Source organism: Sporosarcina sp. NCCP-2716 (genome assembly GCF_023707985.1).
GTDB lineage: Bacteria > Bacillota > Bacilli > Bacillales_A > Planococcaceae > Sporosarcina.
Map to the genome: position 1 here is coordinate 72,074 of NZ_BRCF01000011.1, position 16,100 is coordinate 88,173.

14 protein-coding genes and 1 other annotated feature are annotated in these 16,100 nt (G+C 56.1%); of the genes, 3 read left to right on the forward strand and 11 right to left on the reverse strand.

The window, feature by feature from the left end; all coding sequences use genetic code 11:
• Positions 1 to 2: 2 nt before the first annotated feature.
• Entirely contained in the window at positions 3 to 1,295 is a 1,293-nt protein-coding gene (locus NFU03_RS14720) for a homoserine dehydrogenase (RefSeq protein ID WP_251639875.1), read from the reverse strand.
• 171 nt (positions 1,296 to 1,466) lie between these two features.
• Between NFU03_RS14720 and NFU03_RS14725 the strand changes: the two genes are divergently transcribed.
• Entirely contained in the window at positions 1,467 to 2,837 is a 1,371-nt protein-coding gene (locus tag NFU03_RS14725; protein ID WP_251639876.1) for an aspartate kinase, read from the forward strand.
• A 43-nt stretch (positions 2,838 to 2,880) separates the two neighbouring features.
• Here NFU03_RS14725 and kynB read toward each other — a convergent pair whose 3' ends face one another.
• From kynB to NFU03_RS14755, 6 genes are all read right to left on the reverse strand, one after another.
• A complete protein-coding gene (kynB, locus tag NFU03_RS14730; RefSeq protein WP_251639891.1) occupies positions 2,881 to 3,528 on the reverse strand; it encodes an arylformamidase in 648 nt (215 codons plus the stop codon).
• A 21-nt stretch (positions 3,529 to 3,549) separates the two neighbouring features.
• Complete coding sequence (locus NFU03_RS14735; protein ID WP_251639877.1) at positions 3,550 to 4,902, reverse strand: sodium-dependent transporter; 1,353 nt, start codon at positions 4,900 to 4,902, stop codon at positions 3,550 to 3,552.
• Between the two features lie 57 nt (positions 4,903 to 4,959).
• A complete protein-coding gene (gene kynA, locus NFU03_RS14740) occupies positions 4,960 to 5,805 on the reverse strand; it encodes a tryptophan 2,3-dioxygenase (RefSeq protein WP_251639878.1) in 846 nt (281 codons plus the stop codon).
• A gap of 17 nt (positions 5,806 to 5,822) precedes the next feature.
• On the reverse strand, positions 5,823 to 7,106 hold the full coding sequence (kynU, locus tag NFU03_RS14745; RefSeq protein WP_251639879.1) for a kynureninase: 1,284 nt from the start codon (positions 7,104 to 7,106) through the stop codon (positions 5,823 to 5,825).
• A gap of 127 nt (positions 7,107 to 7,233) precedes the next feature.
• Positions 7,234 to 7,902 (reverse strand): deoxynucleoside kinase, encoded by a 669-nt coding sequence (locus tag NFU03_RS14750; protein WP_251639880.1) that lies wholly within the window; start codon positions 7,900 to 7,902, stop codon positions 7,234 to 7,236.
• Positions 7,899 to 8,537: a deoxynucleoside kinase gene (locus NFU03_RS14755; RefSeq protein ID WP_251639881.1), complete on the reverse strand. Its 639-nt coding sequence runs from the start codon at positions 8,535 to 8,537 to the stop codon at positions 7,899 to 7,901. The genes NFU03_RS14750 and NFU03_RS14755 overlap by 4 nt, the downstream gene beginning before the upstream one ends.
• Before the next feature lie 134 nt (positions 8,538 to 8,671).
• Between NFU03_RS14755 and tadA the strand changes: the two genes are divergently transcribed.
• On the forward strand, positions 8,672 to 9,175 hold the full coding sequence (gene tadA / locus NFU03_RS14760) for a tRNA adenosine(34) deaminase TadA (protein WP_251639882.1): 504 nt from the start codon (positions 8,672 to 8,674) through the stop codon (positions 9,173 to 9,175).
• Between the two features lie 28 nt (positions 9,176 to 9,203).
• Here tadA and serS read toward each other — a convergent pair whose 3' ends face one another.
• Positions 9,204 to 10,487: a serine--tRNA ligase gene (gene serS, locus NFU03_RS14765; protein WP_251639883.1), complete on the reverse strand. Its 1,284-nt coding sequence runs from the start codon at positions 10,485 to 10,487 to the stop codon at positions 9,204 to 9,206.
• 68 nt (positions 10,488 to 10,555) lie between these two features.
• Positions 10,556 to 10,771, reverse strand: a binding site (T-box leader).
• Between the two features lie 169 nt (positions 10,772 to 10,940).
• Here serS and pdxR point away from each other — a divergent pair.
• A complete protein-coding gene (gene pdxR, locus NFU03_RS14770; protein ID WP_251639884.1) occupies positions 10,941 to 12,353 on the forward strand; it encodes a MocR-like pyridoxine biosynthesis transcription factor PdxR in 1,413 nt (470 codons plus the stop codon).
• Positions 12,354 to 12,384: 31 nt separating this feature from the next.
• On the opposite strand, the gene NFU03_RS14775 is transcribed toward pdxR, so the two are convergent.
• From NFU03_RS14775 to NFU03_RS14785, 3 genes are all read right to left on the reverse strand, one after another.
• Complete coding sequence (locus NFU03_RS14775; protein ID WP_398290501.1) at positions 12,385 to 13,731, reverse strand: serine hydrolase; 1,347 nt, start codon at positions 13,729 to 13,731, stop codon at positions 12,385 to 12,387.
• A gap of 137 nt (positions 13,732 to 13,868) precedes the next feature.
• Positions 13,869 to 15,335 carry an IMP dehydrogenase gene (gene guaB / locus NFU03_RS14780; RefSeq protein ID WP_251639885.1) on the reverse strand — a complete coding sequence of 489 codons (1,467 nt, stop codon included), beginning with the start codon at positions 15,333 to 15,335 and terminating at the stop codon, positions 13,869 to 13,871.
• Positions 15,336 to 15,442: 107 nt separating this feature from the next.
• A complete protein-coding gene (locus NFU03_RS14785; RefSeq protein WP_251639886.1) occupies positions 15,443 to 15,919 on the reverse strand; it encodes a glutathione peroxidase in 477 nt (158 codons plus the stop codon).
• Positions 15,920 to 16,100 lie beyond the last annotated feature (181 nt).

Here is a 16,100-nt window from a genome sequence, read left to right on the forward strand (position 1 = left end):
ATTCAGTCCCCCTCAATCCGGTAATGGCTCAGGACGCCATTGACCTGTGGTGCGGTTTTTAATTCGTTCAGTACGTCCAAGTGCTGCTTGCGGGAAATCGCATGGGTAATGAAGATCAGGTCCGCGTCTTCCCGGTTCGGGTTCGCATGCTGGATCACCGTCGCAAGACTCGCGCCGTTCTTACTGTAGATCGCGGACAACCGGGACAGCACGCCGATTTCGTCTTGGACGGAGATCCGGTGGAAATACCGGGCGAACTTCTGGTCATCCGCCTTCACTTTGCGCTCATATTGGTACGAGTGGACCCGTTTGCCGTTCACGCCGAGCAGCAAGTTCCGGCAGGCCGCCACGATGTCCGCCGTGACAGACGTCGCCGTCGGCAGAGAGCCTGCGCCCGGTCCGTAGAACATCGTCTCGCCGACAGCTGCACCGCGTACATATACCGCATTGAATTCGTTGTTAACGGACGCGAGCGGGTGCTCATTCGGGAAGAATACCGGCTCCACCGACACTTCGACGCCTTGCTCGTCCTTCTTCGCGGAACCCGCCATCTTGACCGTATAGCCGAACTGTTCGGCAAGTTCCAGGTCGCCGTCTTCGATTGCGTCCATCCCGCGTACATATACGTCATCGAGCTGCACTTCCTCGGAGAATGACAGCGACGCGAGGATCGCCATCTTGCGGGCGGCATCGATGCCGCCGACGTCCGCCGTCGGATCGGCTTCCGCAAACCCAAGCTCTGTCGCTTCCGCGAGCGCTTCCTCGTATGTTTTCTTCTCGTGTTTCATCTTCGTCAGGATGAAGTTCGTCGTTCCGTTGACGATGCCGAGCAGGGACGTGATCCGGTCGGAAGCAAGTCCGTCTTCAAGCGTCCGGATGAGCGGAATCCCACCGCCAACGCTCGCTTCGTAAAACAGATCGCAACCGTTCTGATCAGCGAGCGACAGCAGTTCCCGGCCGTGCACTGCCATGACATCCTTGTTCGCTGTGACAACACCTTTGCCCGCTTTCAGTGCCCGTTCCATAGCGGATTTTGCGTGATTCATGCCACCAAACACTTCGACGATGATGTCGATCGATTCGTCATTTAGCAAATCATCCAGTGAATCGGTGAAGACGTCCTTTGGCAGAACCGTCTCCCGTTGTTTCTGTTTGTTCTGGATGAGCACACGGCGGATGGCCACGGGCACTCCCAATTTATACGTCAGGTCTTCCTGATGATGATGCAAAATCTTGGCCACTCCGCTGCCGACAACACCGAAGCCGAGCAAGCCGATTCCTATTTCTTTTTTCATTTGACGATTCTCCTCACCGTATGTACACTATGTAAAAACATTTGTCCTGTATGCAAAGACAAAAGCATACAGCCATTATAAAGAGAAAGTCTTCACAGGACAACCGTAACGTGATATTGTTATTCAATATATCACACTACTCATACTATATTAAAGATTGGATCTGGTGACATGAAAGTTTGTAAATTCGGCGGAACGTCCGTCGCGTCCGCCCAGCAGATAAAAAAAGTGGCCGCCATCCTCCAGGCGGATCCATCCCGCAAGATCGTCGTCGTCTCCGCCCCCGGCAAACGGGAGCCCGATGACACCAAAGTGACCGACCTGCTCATCATGCTGGCAGAACGAGCATTGACGGGGGGCGACGCCGAAGAGCAGCTGCAATTGGTGCTCGCCCGCTACCGCGATATCGCGGCGGAACTCCATCTCGGGAACGATGTGATGTCTCTCATTGAAGAAGACTTACGAAGCCGGCTCGGCGGGGATATGGAAGATCCCGTCTTGTTCATGGATACCCTGAAAGCGTCCGGCGAGGACAATAATGCGAAGCTGATTGCGGCCTACCTGCAGTCGATCGGCACCGAAGCGGTCTACATCAGCCCGCTTGAAGGCGGCCTCCTCGTCACCGAACGGCCGAAACGGGTGCAGGCGCTGCCGGAAGGCGAAGCCTTGCTTGCCAAGCTGGCCGATCAGCCGGGTGTCGTCGTGTTTCCCGGATTCTTCGGATTCACAAAAGACGGAACACTCCGTACTTTCAATCGGGGCGGGTCGGACATCACCGGATCCTTGCTCGCTGCGGCGACCGGCGCCGAGCTGTACGAAAACTTCACCGATGTCGACTCGGTCTTCTCAGCGAATCCGCATGTCATCGACCGTCCGTGCGGCATCCATACGCTGACCTACCGGGAAATGAGGGAGCTGTCCTACGCCGGATTCTCCGTCTTCCACGACGAAGCGCTGCGGCCCGCGTTTCTGAAGTCCATTCCGGTATGCATCAAGAACACGAACAATCCGGAAGCGCCCGGCACGATGATTGTCAAAGAACGGGAATGCGGAACACAGCCTGTCGTCGGCATTGCAGCAGATGACGGTTTCACTACACTGTTCGTCGACAAGTATCTGATGAATATCGAGATCGGCTTTGGACGCCGGCTGCTGCAAATTCTCGAAGAGGAAGAAATCCCGTTTGAGCATACACCGTCCGGCATCGACAACATGTCTGTCATTATCCGGGATACATTTTTATCGGAAGAAAAAGAGGCCCGCATCTTGCAGCGGGTAACAGAAGAGCTGGAAGCGGATGATGCGTATTTCCGCCGGAGCTATTCGATGGTCGTCCTCGTCGGAGAACGGATGCGGGATACGGTCGGCCTGACCGCCCGGGCAGCGGACGCCATCCGTAAAGCCGGCGTCAGCATCCAGATGATCAACCAGGGATCCACGGAAGTGAGCCTCGTCTTCGGAGTCCATAAGCAAGACGAAACCGCTGTTCTGCGAGCGCTCTACGAAGAATTCTTCACGCAGACTGCGATACCTGCCTCATAAATGAAAGCTGCCGGGAGAATGGTCTCCCGGCAGCTTTTTTCGGTTATTCGATGATGATTCCTCCGGCGGGACGCAGTACAGCGCGTACCGGACTGCCGTCGGACCCGGCGAGTTTCAGCGGCAGGGCGATCAGTTCGTACAGCCCCGGTTCCGCTTCGGTCAGGACGATGTTTTCAAGAATGTGAATGTTGTTGTCGTACAGCGCATGATGGGCATCCATCGTCTTGCTGTCGACCGCGTCCACCGATGGCACGTCCACACCGATCAGCCGGATACCGTGCTCTTTCAGGAACGGTCCGATGTCCGGCTTCAGCACTGGGTAGTGTTCCGGGAATACGGTCGGATCCGGATGACCGCCAGTTTTCAACAGCACCCGCTCCGCCCCTTTGAAGTCGGTGCCTTCCAGTTCAGCCTGGCCGATTTCCGCATGGCCGGCTGCATCGACGACCACCGCAGGCCCCATGTACAGGCCAAGGTCGAGCTCATGCACCTTCTTGCCGTGTTCATCATAATGGAACGGGGCATCGATGTGTGTGCCCGTATGGACGCTCATCGTCAGCTGCCCAATATTGACGGAGCCCGTCTGCTCTTTCGTAAACGACAGCTCATACTGAAACGGTGTATCCCCCGGCCACTCGGCAATGTCATTGCTGAGCAGCTGCGTAATGTCGATCCACTCTTTGACCTTCATGTGCTTCATCCTCTCTTTCTCTTATCCTTCCACGAGAAGACCGCTCAGAAACACGACGGCGATGACGACCGGCACAACGATGGTCATCAGCACTTTCCACGCCTTGAACAGGACGGGAGAAGCGGCCGCACTCAAGTTGAACTCCTTCTCGACCAACGCCCGATCCATACGGTGGATGATGAACAGCGCGATCAGCAGGTTGCCGAGCGGCAGCATCACGTTACTGACGAGGTAGTCCGTGTTGTCGAAAATACTTTTACCGAACAGTGTGAATGACGACAGGGCACTCGATGACAACGCGGACGGGATCGCCGCGATGAACACGATCAGCCCGATGAGCCACGTGACCGCTGTCCGTGACCGTCTGCCGTCCGCCGTAAGCGCCGCGACGATGATCTCGAACAAGCTGAACGAAGATGTCAGCGTCGCAAACAGGAACAGCAGCAGGAACAGCGCAAGGAACAGTTCGCCGAACGGCATCTGTCCGAACACTTCCGGCAGCACCATGAACAGCAGCCCCGGTCCTTCGTCCGGCTGCATGCCGAACGCGAACACGACCGGGAAGATGGCGAGACCCGCGAGCAGTGAGACGAAGATGTTCATCCCGACGACGGAGCCGGCGGATGAGCGCAGGCTGACGTCTTTTTTCAAGTACGAACTGTACGTCACCATGCACGAAAATCCGACGGCCAGTGAAAAGAACGACTGACCGAGCGCATATAAGACGGCTTCCGCGTTGATCTTCGAGAAATCCGGAGACAGGAAGAACTTCACGCCTTCCATTGCCCCGTCGAGCGTCAGCGACCGGATCACCAGAATGATGAAGAACAGGAACAGCAGCGGCATCATGAACTTGTTCGCCCGCTCGATGCCGTTCTGGACGCCTGACGCTACGATGATAACGTTTATGAGTGTGAACAACAGCAGGCCAATCAGAGTGATGGCGGCGGAGCCGGTCACCGTACCGAACAGCGCGCCGTAATCCGCGCCTTCTCCGATAATGCGTCCCGGGATGGACAGCCCGCTGTAGACGAGCACCCAGCCGCCGACGACACTGTAGAACGACAGTAGCAGGAAGCAGCCGACGACCCCAAGCCGTCCAGTCCAGACCCATAGGCTGCGCGGAGCGAGCTGTTTGTAAGCGCTGACGGCTTCTTTGCCGGTCCCCCGCCCGATGATGAATTCCGACAGCAGCATCGGCAGTCCGATGACGAGCGTGAAGACGACGAACAGCAGGAAAAACGCCCCGCCGCCGCTCATCCCTGTGACATAGGGGAACTTCCAGATGGCTCCGAGGCCGATCGCCGCGCCGGCGGATGATAAGATGAATCCGAGTTTTGAGGACCATTGTTCGGTCTTCTTGTTGCCTTCCATACGCCGCCTCCTTACGGGTGTTACCGATTAGTGATTCCGATTAATGCTAGTAATCAGTTATAGGGTTGTCCGCAGATCCCACAGTTCCGGGAAGAAGCGGTGGTCGAGGACGTGGCGCAAGTAGTTCACGCCCGATGAGCCGCCGGTACCGGTCTTGAAGCCGATGATCCGCTCGACGGTCTTCATGTGACGGAACCGCCACTGCTGCAGCCAGTCTTCGACGTCGACGAGCTTCTCCGCGAGCTGGTACAGATCCCAGTACGTCTCGACGTCCCGGTACACCGTCTCCCAGGCGGCCGCTACGGTCGGGTCTCCGGCGTACGTCTTGCGGAAGTCCCGGTCGAGCAGCTCCGGGTTGATCGGCAGGCCGGCCCGGCTGAGTGCCCGGATGGCGACGTCGTATAGGCTCGGCTGCGCGATCGCTGTTTCGAGCATCGCATGTACTTCAGGGTCTTTCTCGTAGATCTTCAAAATGTGCGGCGACTTGTAGCCGAGGGCGAATTCGATGAGCCGGTACTGGTACGACTGGAATCCTGAGGCTTTGCCGAGGGAATCCCGGAACTCCAAGTATTCCGCAGGCGTCATCGTCGACAGCACATCCCATGCCTGGATGATCTGCGACTGGATTTTCGTTACACGCGCGAGCTTTTTGAAAGCCGACTGCATCTCCCCAGTGTCGATCGCCGAAATGGCCTCGTTGAGCTCATGCAGCGTCAGTTTCATCCACAATTCGCTCACCTGATGGATGATGATGAAGAGCATTTCGTCGTGGTGGCCCGACAGCCGTTCCTGCGCCGACAGGATCTTGTCGAGATTCAAGTATTCCCCGTACGTCATGTCTTTCTTGAAATCCGTGTGGATCGCCTCATTGTCCAAGTTCAGATCCGATATCCCTCTGTTCATGCCTGCACCCCTTTCCGTCATGCGACCACGTCCCGTTTGTTTTCGAACTGCTTGTACTGTTCCTCTTCCATGATCCGTTTCAGCAGCTGCACGGCGCTCCGCACTTCTTCGAATGTGTTGTACAGCGCGACCGGTGCGAGACGGATGCCGTTCGGCGCCCGGAAGTCCGGGATGAGTCCGTTCGCTTTCAGCGCCTTGCAAATACGGGCCGCTTCCGGATGGACGAGGAAGACGTGCCCGCCCCGTTCCGTGTCGCCAGCCGGACTCGCGACCGTGAATCCGTATGCCGCCAGCTCCAGCTGGATGAGTTGCTGCAAATACCCTGTCAGCGCGAGCGACCGTTCCCGGATCGCTCCAATGCCGACTTCGTTCAGCAGTTCGAGCGAGCCGATGAGCGGAGCTGCGCTCAGCAGATGCGGCGTGCCCATCTGCAGGGCGCCTGCGTCCGCTGCCGGCGTGAACGTGTGTGCCAAGTCGAACTGCCGGTCCTTATCCGATCCGAACCAGCCGGCAAGCCCCGGCGCCGTGCCGAAATGGCGTTCATTGACATACAGGCCGCCCGTTGCGCCCGGTCCGCCATTCAGATGTTTGTACGTGCACCAGAATGCAAAGTCGACATCCCAGTCATCGAGTGTATGCGGGATGGAGCCGATCGAATGACACAAGTCGAACCCGGCGAGGATTCCGCGCTCATGCGCCGCTTCCGTGATACGCGCCATATCGAGCACTTGGCCGCTCCGATAAAGAACACCCGACAGGATGACGATCGCCGTATCGTCCGTCAGCGCGCCGATGATGTCTTCTGTCGTCAATGTCTGGCCGTCCCGGCTCTTCACCTGGATAAGATGCTCGGCAGGATCCAGCCCGTGCAGCTTCAGCTGGCTTTGGATCGCGTAAATATCCGTCGGGAAATTAAGTTCATCCGCCACGATTTTCGTCCGGCCTTCCTCCGGCTTGAAAAACGTTGCGAGCAGCTGATGCAGGTTGGACGTCGTCGATCCGGTAGCGATGACGGATACCGGCTTTGCGCCGACCAAAGGCGCCATCGATCCCCCGATCTGTTCGGACAGATGGAACCACGGCTTCTCCCCTTGCGTCCAGCCGTCGATCCCATGCCGCTTCCATGCATCCATCATGGCGAGCAGTGACGCTTCCGCCCGCTTGGACAGCAGTCCGAGGGAGTTGCCGTCGAAATAGATCGTGCCTTCCTGTATGTAAAATTCTCCGCGCCGGCTCGCTTCCGCGTATCGGGTCTCGAGCTGTTCAGCGTACTCTGATGTGTTGATCTCCTGAGTTGTCATTATGATCCGCTCCTTTGTATGCAGGTTCCAGCCTGTTCCATGAACATTTCCATTCTTCTCTTCATTCGCCGGAAAAGAGAAAAACCCTTTCCAGACCACTCGAGAGGTGTCGGGAAAGGGAATTATTTCAGCCGCGCAAAGCCGCTGTTTTGGTCAGAATACCGCCGATCTTCTCGACGATGAGTTCGACTTCGTGTGCATTCGTCAGCAAATCGTAGTCGTTAATGTCGAGTCGGAGGACGGGGCAGGCGCTGAATGAATCGATCCACGTTTCGTAGCGGGCATGCATCTCTTCCCAATAGCTGATCGGCGTCTCCTGCTCCATCTCCCGGCCTCGTTCGTGGATGCGGTCGATGATGGAGTCGATTGGTCCTTCCAGGTAGATCAGCAGGTCAGGATGCGGGAAGTACGGCGTCATCACCATGGCATCGAACAGGTTCGTATACGTTTCATAGTCGACCGGGTCCATCGTGCCTTCTTCCATGTGCATGCGGGCGAAGATGCCTGTGTCTTCGTAGATGGAACGGTCCTGTACGAAGCCGCCGCCGTATTCGAAGATACGCTTCTGTTCCTTGAACCGTTCGGCTAAGAAATAGATCTGCAGGTGGAAGCTCCACTTCTTGAAGTCTTCGTAGAATTTATCCAAGTATGGGTTCTGATCGACTTTTTCGAAAGACGTGCGGAAACCGAGTGCCTGGGCAAGCGCCGTGGTCATCGTCGATTTCCCGACGCCGACCGTACCGGCGATCGTGATGACTGCGTTTTGCGGAATGCCGTATTTTTCTCGTAGGTTCATGGGTTGACTCCTTCTTTCTGAAGTGCCGCCGTGACGGCATCCAGGATGTATTCACGGTCGCGGGCATTGGCGACGAAATCGAGTTCATCTCCATTAAAGCGGAGCACCGGAATGTCCGGATGCTGCTGTTCGAACTCTCCGATGAACGTCTCGTAGTCTGCCGACAGCCTGCGCATGTATTCCGGATCCATGCCGCGCTCATAATCGCGTCCCCGCATGGCGATGCGCTTCATGAGTGTCTCGAGGCTCGCGTGCAGGTAGACGATGACGTTCGGCACCGGCATCCCTTGCGTCAGGATGCTGTAGATCTGTTCGTACTTCGCATAATCGCTGTCGGAAAGGCTGCGCTTCGCGAAGATGAGATTCTTGAAAATATGGTAATCGGCAACGACCGGTTTATCAGCCGCCAAGTAATGCTTTTGAATGTCGCCCAGCTGCTTGTACCGGTTGCAGAGGAAGAACATCTCCGTCTGGAAGCTCCATTCTTCTATGTCGTCGTAAAATTTGTTGAGAAATGGGTTTTCATCGACGATTTCCATGAGCAGATGGAACTGCTGCGTATCGGCGATCGCTTTCGATAAGGTGGACTTGCCGACACCGATCGGCCCCTCCACTGCGATGAACGGAATGGTCATGACAAACGCTCCTGTCTTTCAGTTACTGTCGTCCCTTTAGTTTATCACAGCGGAGGCTGTATGAGGTGTGACATTTTTTCCACGTGGAACATTTTCAAGCCGACATGCTACACTGAAAGCAAGGAGCGATGATGATGACGAGTACGGAACGCGATGAGTATTTCATGAGGCTTGCGATCGAGGAAGCGAAAAAGGCGGAAGCGATCGGCGAAGTGCCGATCGGCGCAGTGATCGTCCATCAGGATGAAGTGATCGCCCGGGCGCACAATTTGCGGGAGACGACGCAGAATGCGGTTACCCATGCGGAACTGTCCGCTATCCAGGATGCGTGTGCGGTGATCGGCAGCTGGCGGCTCGAGGAGACGGAGCTCTATGTGACGCTTGAGCCGTGTCCGATGTGTGCAGGAGCCATCCTGCAGTCCCGGATCCCGACCGTCATTTACGGTGCCCGTGATCCGAAGGCAGGCTGTGTGGACTCGCTGTACCGGCTGCTGAACGATCCGCGGTTCAACCACGAATGCGACGTCCGGGAGAATGTCCTTGGCGAAGAATGCGGCGCGCTGCTCTCCGATTTCTTCCGCAGCCTGCGGGAAAAGAAAAGAGCGGCAAAACGAAAAGCGGCACAGGAAGCTGAATGACTTCCCGTGCCGCTTTTTCAATTCACGATCATTCTGCCGGTGTGATGAATTCCCGGCCGCCCATATACGGACGCAATACTTCCGGAATCCGGACCGAGCCGTCTTCCTGCTGATTGTTTTCAAGCAGTGCCGCAACTGTCCGGCCGACTGCGAGTCCGCTGCCGTTCAGCGTGTGGACGTATTCCGGCTTTCCGCCTTTTTCCCGACGGAACCGGATATTCGCCCGGCGTGCCTGGAAGTCCTCGAAGTTCGAGCAAGACGAAATTTCACGATACATGTTCTGCGTCGGGATCCATACTTCGATGTCGTATTTCTTCGCTGCGGTGAAGCCGAGGTCTGCTGTACACATCTTCAGGACACGATACGGCAGTTCCAGCAGCTGCAGCACTTTCTCCGCATGACCTGTCAGCTTTTCGAGTTCATCGTATGAGTCTTCCGGCTTCACAAAACGGACGAGTTCCACTTTGTTGAACTGGTGCTGGCGGATCAGACCGCGTGTATCACGTCCGGCAGAACCCGCCTCCGAGCGGAAGTTCGTGCTGTACGCCGCGAATGCTTTCGGCAGCAGATCCGCCGGCAGGATTTCATCACGATAGAAATTCGTCACCGGTACTTCCGATGTCGGAATGAGGAAATAATCCTCCTCCTGCACGAGGAACGCGTCCTCTTCGAATTTCGGCAGCTGGCCTGTACCTGTCAGGCTCGCCCGGTTCACGAGGTACGGCGGCAGCATCTCTTCATAACCATGCTCCTCCTGATGAAGGTCCATCATGAAGTTGATGAGCGCACGCTCAAGACGCGCGCCGAGTCCGCGGTAGAAGACGAAGCGGCTGCCCGTCACTTTTGCAGCCCGTTCGAAGTCGAGGATTTGGAGCCCCGTGCCTATTTCCCAATGCGGTTTCGGCTCGTAGCTGAATTCCGGTGTCTCGCCCCACTTCCGGATCTCCACGTTATCGTCCTCGCTGTCCCCCATCGGAACGCTGTCGTGCGGGATGTTCGGGATGCGCATGAGCACGTAGTCGAGCTGCTCTTCGATTCCATGCAGTTCATTGTCATAGGCTTTGATGTCTTCGCCGACTTTGCGCATCTTGAGTACGAGTTCGTCTGCGTCCTGCTTGTTACGTTTTAACTCAGCCACTTGCTGGGACACTTCGTTCCGCTCCGCCTTCAGCACTTCCACTTTGGCAAGCAGGTCTCGGCGCTTATCGTCCAGTTCCGGGAACCGGTCTAGCTCCGAAATGTCCTCTCCCCGTTTCGCGAGCTTCTGTTTCACTCCTTCAAAATCCGTACGCAATACTTTTCTATCCAGCATCTGAATTCCTCCTTTTTTAGTAACGATTTCCGGTTTCCAGGCACAAAAAAAGCCCTCCATCCCCTGACATCAGGGACGAGAACTACCCGCGGTACCACCCAGTTTAACCAGCACACGGCTGATCCACTCCAGGATAATAACGGCTCCGGTGCCGGCACAGGCCTACTGGTCGTTCAGCCCGGCTGCTCAGGGACGGATTCACAGTCGTTTCCACCGGCTTGCACCACCCGCCGGCTCTCTGGTTAGAAAACGGAACTGCTACTGCTTCCCCTCATCGTGTTGTTGTATGAAAGTACCCTTACTGTACTATATGGCCGCACGTTTGGCAAGCCTTGTGGCGTATTTGGACAGGCTGCCCTTCAAAGATCGCCGCTATACGCTATACTGGCAGTATGGCCTGCTCGAAATTTCCTTTTCACAGCATATCCGTCAGGTCAGGAACGGAGGAAGACGATGGAAGAATGGCTCATCCTGCTGGATAAAACACACGCCCTCCCGCTGTATGAACAGATTTACATGCAGATGAAACGCGACATTACGGAACAGCGGGTGCCCGTCGGCAAGCGGCTTCCGTCCAAACGCAAGCTGAGTGAATTCCTGGCCGTCAGTCAGACGACGATCGAGCTTGCATACGGGCAGCTGACCGCGGAAGGCTACATCACCGCCGTTCCGCGGAGCGGCTACTACGTCCAGGATATCGAAGAGCTCGCGTACACAGAGCCTGCGGCCTACACGGAAACGACCCGTCCGGCCCCCTTGAAAGCGGAGATCGATTTCTCGCCAGGTATGGTGGACCCCGAGTCGTTCCCATTTTCCAGATGGCGCAAAGTCGCAAAAGACGTCATCGATGAACAGGACGCCCACCTGCTGCAGCTCGGTGATCCGCACGGCGACCTGGAGCTGCGCACGGAGATCGCGACCTACTTGTATCATTCGCGCGGCGTGCGCTGTACACCCGAACAGCTCATCGTCGGCTCCGGGACGGAACAGCTCATCCCGCTCATCATCCGGATCCTCGGGGAAGACGCCGTCTATGCGGTCGAGGACCCGGGCTACCCGCTCGCCCATCATGTGTTCGACCATAACCGGCGCAGCGCGGTGGCAATCCCGGTCGACGAAGAAGGGCTCGATACAGACGCCCTGCAGCGTTCACAGGCGACCGTCGCTTACGTCACCCCCTCCCATCAGTTCCCGACAGGCACTGTCCTGTCTGCTGCGCGCAGGGCCGCCCTGCTGAACTGGTCGGCTGCACGTCCGGAACATATTATCATCGAGGACGACTACGACGGTGAATTCCGTTATGCGGGACGGCCGATCCCCGCACTGCAGGGGATGGACCGGGGCGACAATGTGATCTACTTGAGCACGTTTTCGAAATCACTCATGCCGTCCCTGCGGATTGCGTACATGGTGCTCCCGAAACCGCTGCTCGAACGGTATCGCGGTGCATTCATCCACTACGCCTCCACCGTCCCGCGGCTCGACCAGCACATGCTCGCCCGCTTCATGAAGGAAGGACAGTTCTCCCGTCACCTGAACCGCATGCGGAAACTGTACCGGAAGAAACTGCAGCTGCTGATGGAGCAGCTCACGCCGTATGCACCGGCTGTCAGCTGTTCCGGTGACGGTGCCGGCATGCACATCATCATAACCGTGCAGGACGGCCGTTCCGAGACGACTCTCGCGGAAGCCGCCCTGCAGGCAGGCGTGCGGGTGTACGGCCTGGACAGCTACCGATCTGAGCCGGCTGACGGCAATCCGTCGTTCCTCCTCGGATTCGGCGGTCTGACAGAGGGGCAGATCATCGAAGGAGTACGCAAACTGATGACCGCCTGGGGCATGAAAAAAAGGAACAGTGCGGAATGAAACCGCATCTGTTCCTTTTGAATTGAGTTGATTACTTGAAGAGGCCTTTCACGAAGCCGCTCGCGCTGTCCCAGAGACCGGAGAAGAAGTGGCCGATGCCGCCCATGGCGAGCGAGAACCAGCCCGCTTTCTCGACAGTTTCCTTCGTCACGACGTCGGCACCTGCGTTCGTGCCATCGACGTATCCGTAATCTTCGGAGCCGTCTTTTTTCACAAGTTCCACGTGACCTACGACAGTCCCTTTTTTGACAGGTGCTTCAAGCGATCCGTCTTTCAGCTTTTTCTTGTCAATGACGAGCTTCGGTGTGTACTGATCCTTTTCGCTCGTCTTCACCAGCATCGAGATCGGTTCCTTCACTTCGATGGCTGTCTCTTTTTCCTTCCCTTTCAACACGGGGAGGGTTTCCTTGCCTTTGAACTGGTAGCCTTCCTTCACGAACTCCACTTCGGAGAACTGGCTGAAGCCGTAGTCGAACAGCGAGCGCGCCGCATCGAAACGGGCTTTGTAGGATCCTTTGCCGTTTGCATCCACGGCATTCATCACTACAGCGATGACCCGTTTGCCGTCACGCACCGCCGTCCCGGTGAAGCAATACCCAGCGAAATCCGTTGTACCGGTCTTCAGGCCGTCAACGCCTTCATATTCGTTCACGAAACCGGGAAGCATGAAGTTCCAGTTGTCCATCTTCGTCTGGTCGTCCGTTCCTTCACGGAAATACTTCGTCGTGATCTTTGTCGTATCAAGCACTTGCGGATAGTCGCGCAGCAATGAGTATGCCAATTTCGCGACCGACTTCGCCGGCATGACGTTCTCATCATCAGGACCTGTCCCTTCCGGATGCATGCCCTGCAAGTTGGCATTGTTCAAGCCTGTCGAGTTGACGAATTTATAATCCGTCAATCCGAGTTCCTTCGCTTTTTCATTCATCATCTTCACAAATTCGGTTTCCGTACCCGCAATCGTTTCAGCAATGGCAATGGTCGCAGCATTTGCCGAGTAAATTGCCAAAGCTTCGTACAATTCCTTGATGGAATACGAGCCGTCGCGGCGGAGCGGCACGTTACTTAAACTGCGGTCCTGCGAAACAGCATATGTATAATCCGTCACTTTGTACTGCTGGTCCCACTTGATCTTTCCTTCATCAATGGCTTCGAACAGCAAGTATTCGACCATCATTTTCGACATACTCGCAAGTCCAAGAGGTGCATCGGCGTTCTGTTCGTACAAAATCTTCCCGCTGTCTGCGTCAATCAGGATTGCACCATCGACGTGCAGGCCGAGCGATGTATCCGCCTGTGCGGTGGACGCCCCGAACAACGTGATCAGCAATACTGCTGAACATAGCACGGACAGCCATCTGTTCTTCATCTTCTTCACATTTCTACCCCCGTTACTGCGATTTACTCCCATAGTCTATCATACCTCATCCCGGCCATGGAGTGAAAACAAAAAAAAGCACCTTTCCGCCCATATAGGACGGCTGAAAGGTGCTGAAGTTCCTGATTTGCTGAGAATCAGGAGATCGTATAGTTCGGTGCTTCCTTCGTGATCTGGACTTGGTGCGGGTGGCTTTCGCGCAAGCCCGCCCCCGTCATGCGGATGAACTGCGCTTCTTCCCGCAGCGTATGGAGATCTTTCGTTCCGCAGTAGCCCATGCCGGCACGGATGCCGCCGATCAGCTGGTGCACGGTGTCGGAAAGGGAGCCCTTGTACGGCATGCGCCCTTCGATGCCTTCCGGGACGAGCTTTTTCGCGTCTTCCTGGAAATACCGGTCTTTCGAACCGCGTTCCATAGACGAGACCGAGCCCATGCCGCGGTACACTTTGAACGTCCGTCCCTGGTAGATCTCCGTCTCGCCCGGGCTTTCCGTCGTGCCGGCCAATAGACTGCCGAGCATGACTGCATGTCCGCCTGCCGCAAGTGCTTTCACGATATCGCCGGAGAACTTGATGCCGCCGTCCGCGATGATCGTCTTTCCTTGTTTCCGTGCTTCCTCAGCACAGTCATAGACCGCCGTGATCTGCGGTACACCGACGCCTGCGACGACGCGTGTCGTACAGATCGAACCTGGACCGATACCGACCTTCACGACGTCAGCGCCTGCTTCGTAAAGAGCTGCCGTCGCTGCCGCTGTGGCAACGTTACCTGCGATGATGGACAGTTCCGGATACGTGTCCCGGATCTTCTTCACCATGTCGAGCACGCCTTTCGAATGGCCGTGTGCCGTATCGATGACGATTGCGTCGACTTCCGCTTCCACGAGTTTCTCAACCCGCACCATCGTATCGGACGTCACACCGACAGCCGCCGCCACGAGCAGCCGGCCGTGCTGGTCTTTCGCCGCATTCGGGAACTCGATGACCTTCTCGATATCCTTGATGGTGATCAAACCTGACAAGTGGCCGTCTTCATCGACGATCGGCAGTTTCTCGATCTTATGCTGCTGCAAGATCTTCTCTGCATCGTCAAGCGTCGTGCCGACTGGCGCTGTCACCAGTTCCTCTTTCGTCATGACGTCCGAAATGAGGATGGAATAATCCTGGATGAACCGCATATCACGGTTTGTGATGATGCCGACGAGTTTCTGGTTATCAAGCGTATCGACAATGGGCACACCCGAAATCCGGTATTTCCCCATCAGGTGCTCCGCGTCGTATACTTGGTGCTCCGGTGTCAGGAAGAACGGATTGGTGATGACGCCGTTTTCCGAGCGTTTGACCGTCACAACCTGCTCCGCCTGCTCCTCGATGCTCATGTTCTTATGGATGACGCCGAGTCCTCCCTGACGCGCCATTGCAATCGCCATCTTCGACTCGGTCACCGTATCCATCCCTGCACTGATCAACGGCACATTCAACTTCACCGTTTCCGACAGCTGGACGGACAGCGAGACATCTTTCGGCAGCACTTCGGATTCTCCCGGTATTAACAGCACATCGTCAAATGTTAGTCCTTCCCGCGCAAACTTCGTTTCCCACATGCCTGACGCCCCCTTGTAGTTTCGGATAAATATTAGATAATAGGTTATCAGCGGCACAATAGCGTGTCAAGGACACACCGATAAGTAAAAGTATTGCCGCTTTTCAGTTACACCAGCTTCTCGATCGCGTCCTTCATTTTCAGCGGTCCGGTCGTCGGTGCGAACCGGCCGACCACTTGGCCATCCCGGTCGACGAGGAACTTCGTGAAGTTCCATTTGATGCCCTCTGTCAGCATGCCCTTTTTCTGCGAAGTTAAGTACTGGAACAGCGGCTCCGCCTGATCCCCTTTGACATCCACTTTCGCATAGACCGGAAATGTCACGCCATAATTCATCCGGCAGAATTCCTCCGCCTCGCCACTCGTATCGAACTCCTGATTGTTAAAGTTGTCCGACGGGAAACCGAGCACGACCAAGCCCTGATCCTTATACATTTCATACACTTCCTCCAGCTCATCGAACTGCTTGACGAAGCCGCATTTGCTCGCCGTATTGACGATCAGCAGCGGCTTCCCCTCAAACTCAGCCAGCGATTGTCCGGTCCCGTCTGTTTTCTGAACAGTAAAGTCGTAAATGGATTCCATCTGCGCCATCTCCCTCGCATTTCGTTCCCTTAACCATAAGGCAAAGTGCCAGACAGCGCAAAGAACTAGACTTGCCCTCTTACGGAAGGGCAAACGGCAGCTGTTGCGCTCATAAATCTCGGAAACCGCTCATAAATCTCGGAAACCGCTCATAAATCTCGGAAACCGCTCATAAATCTCG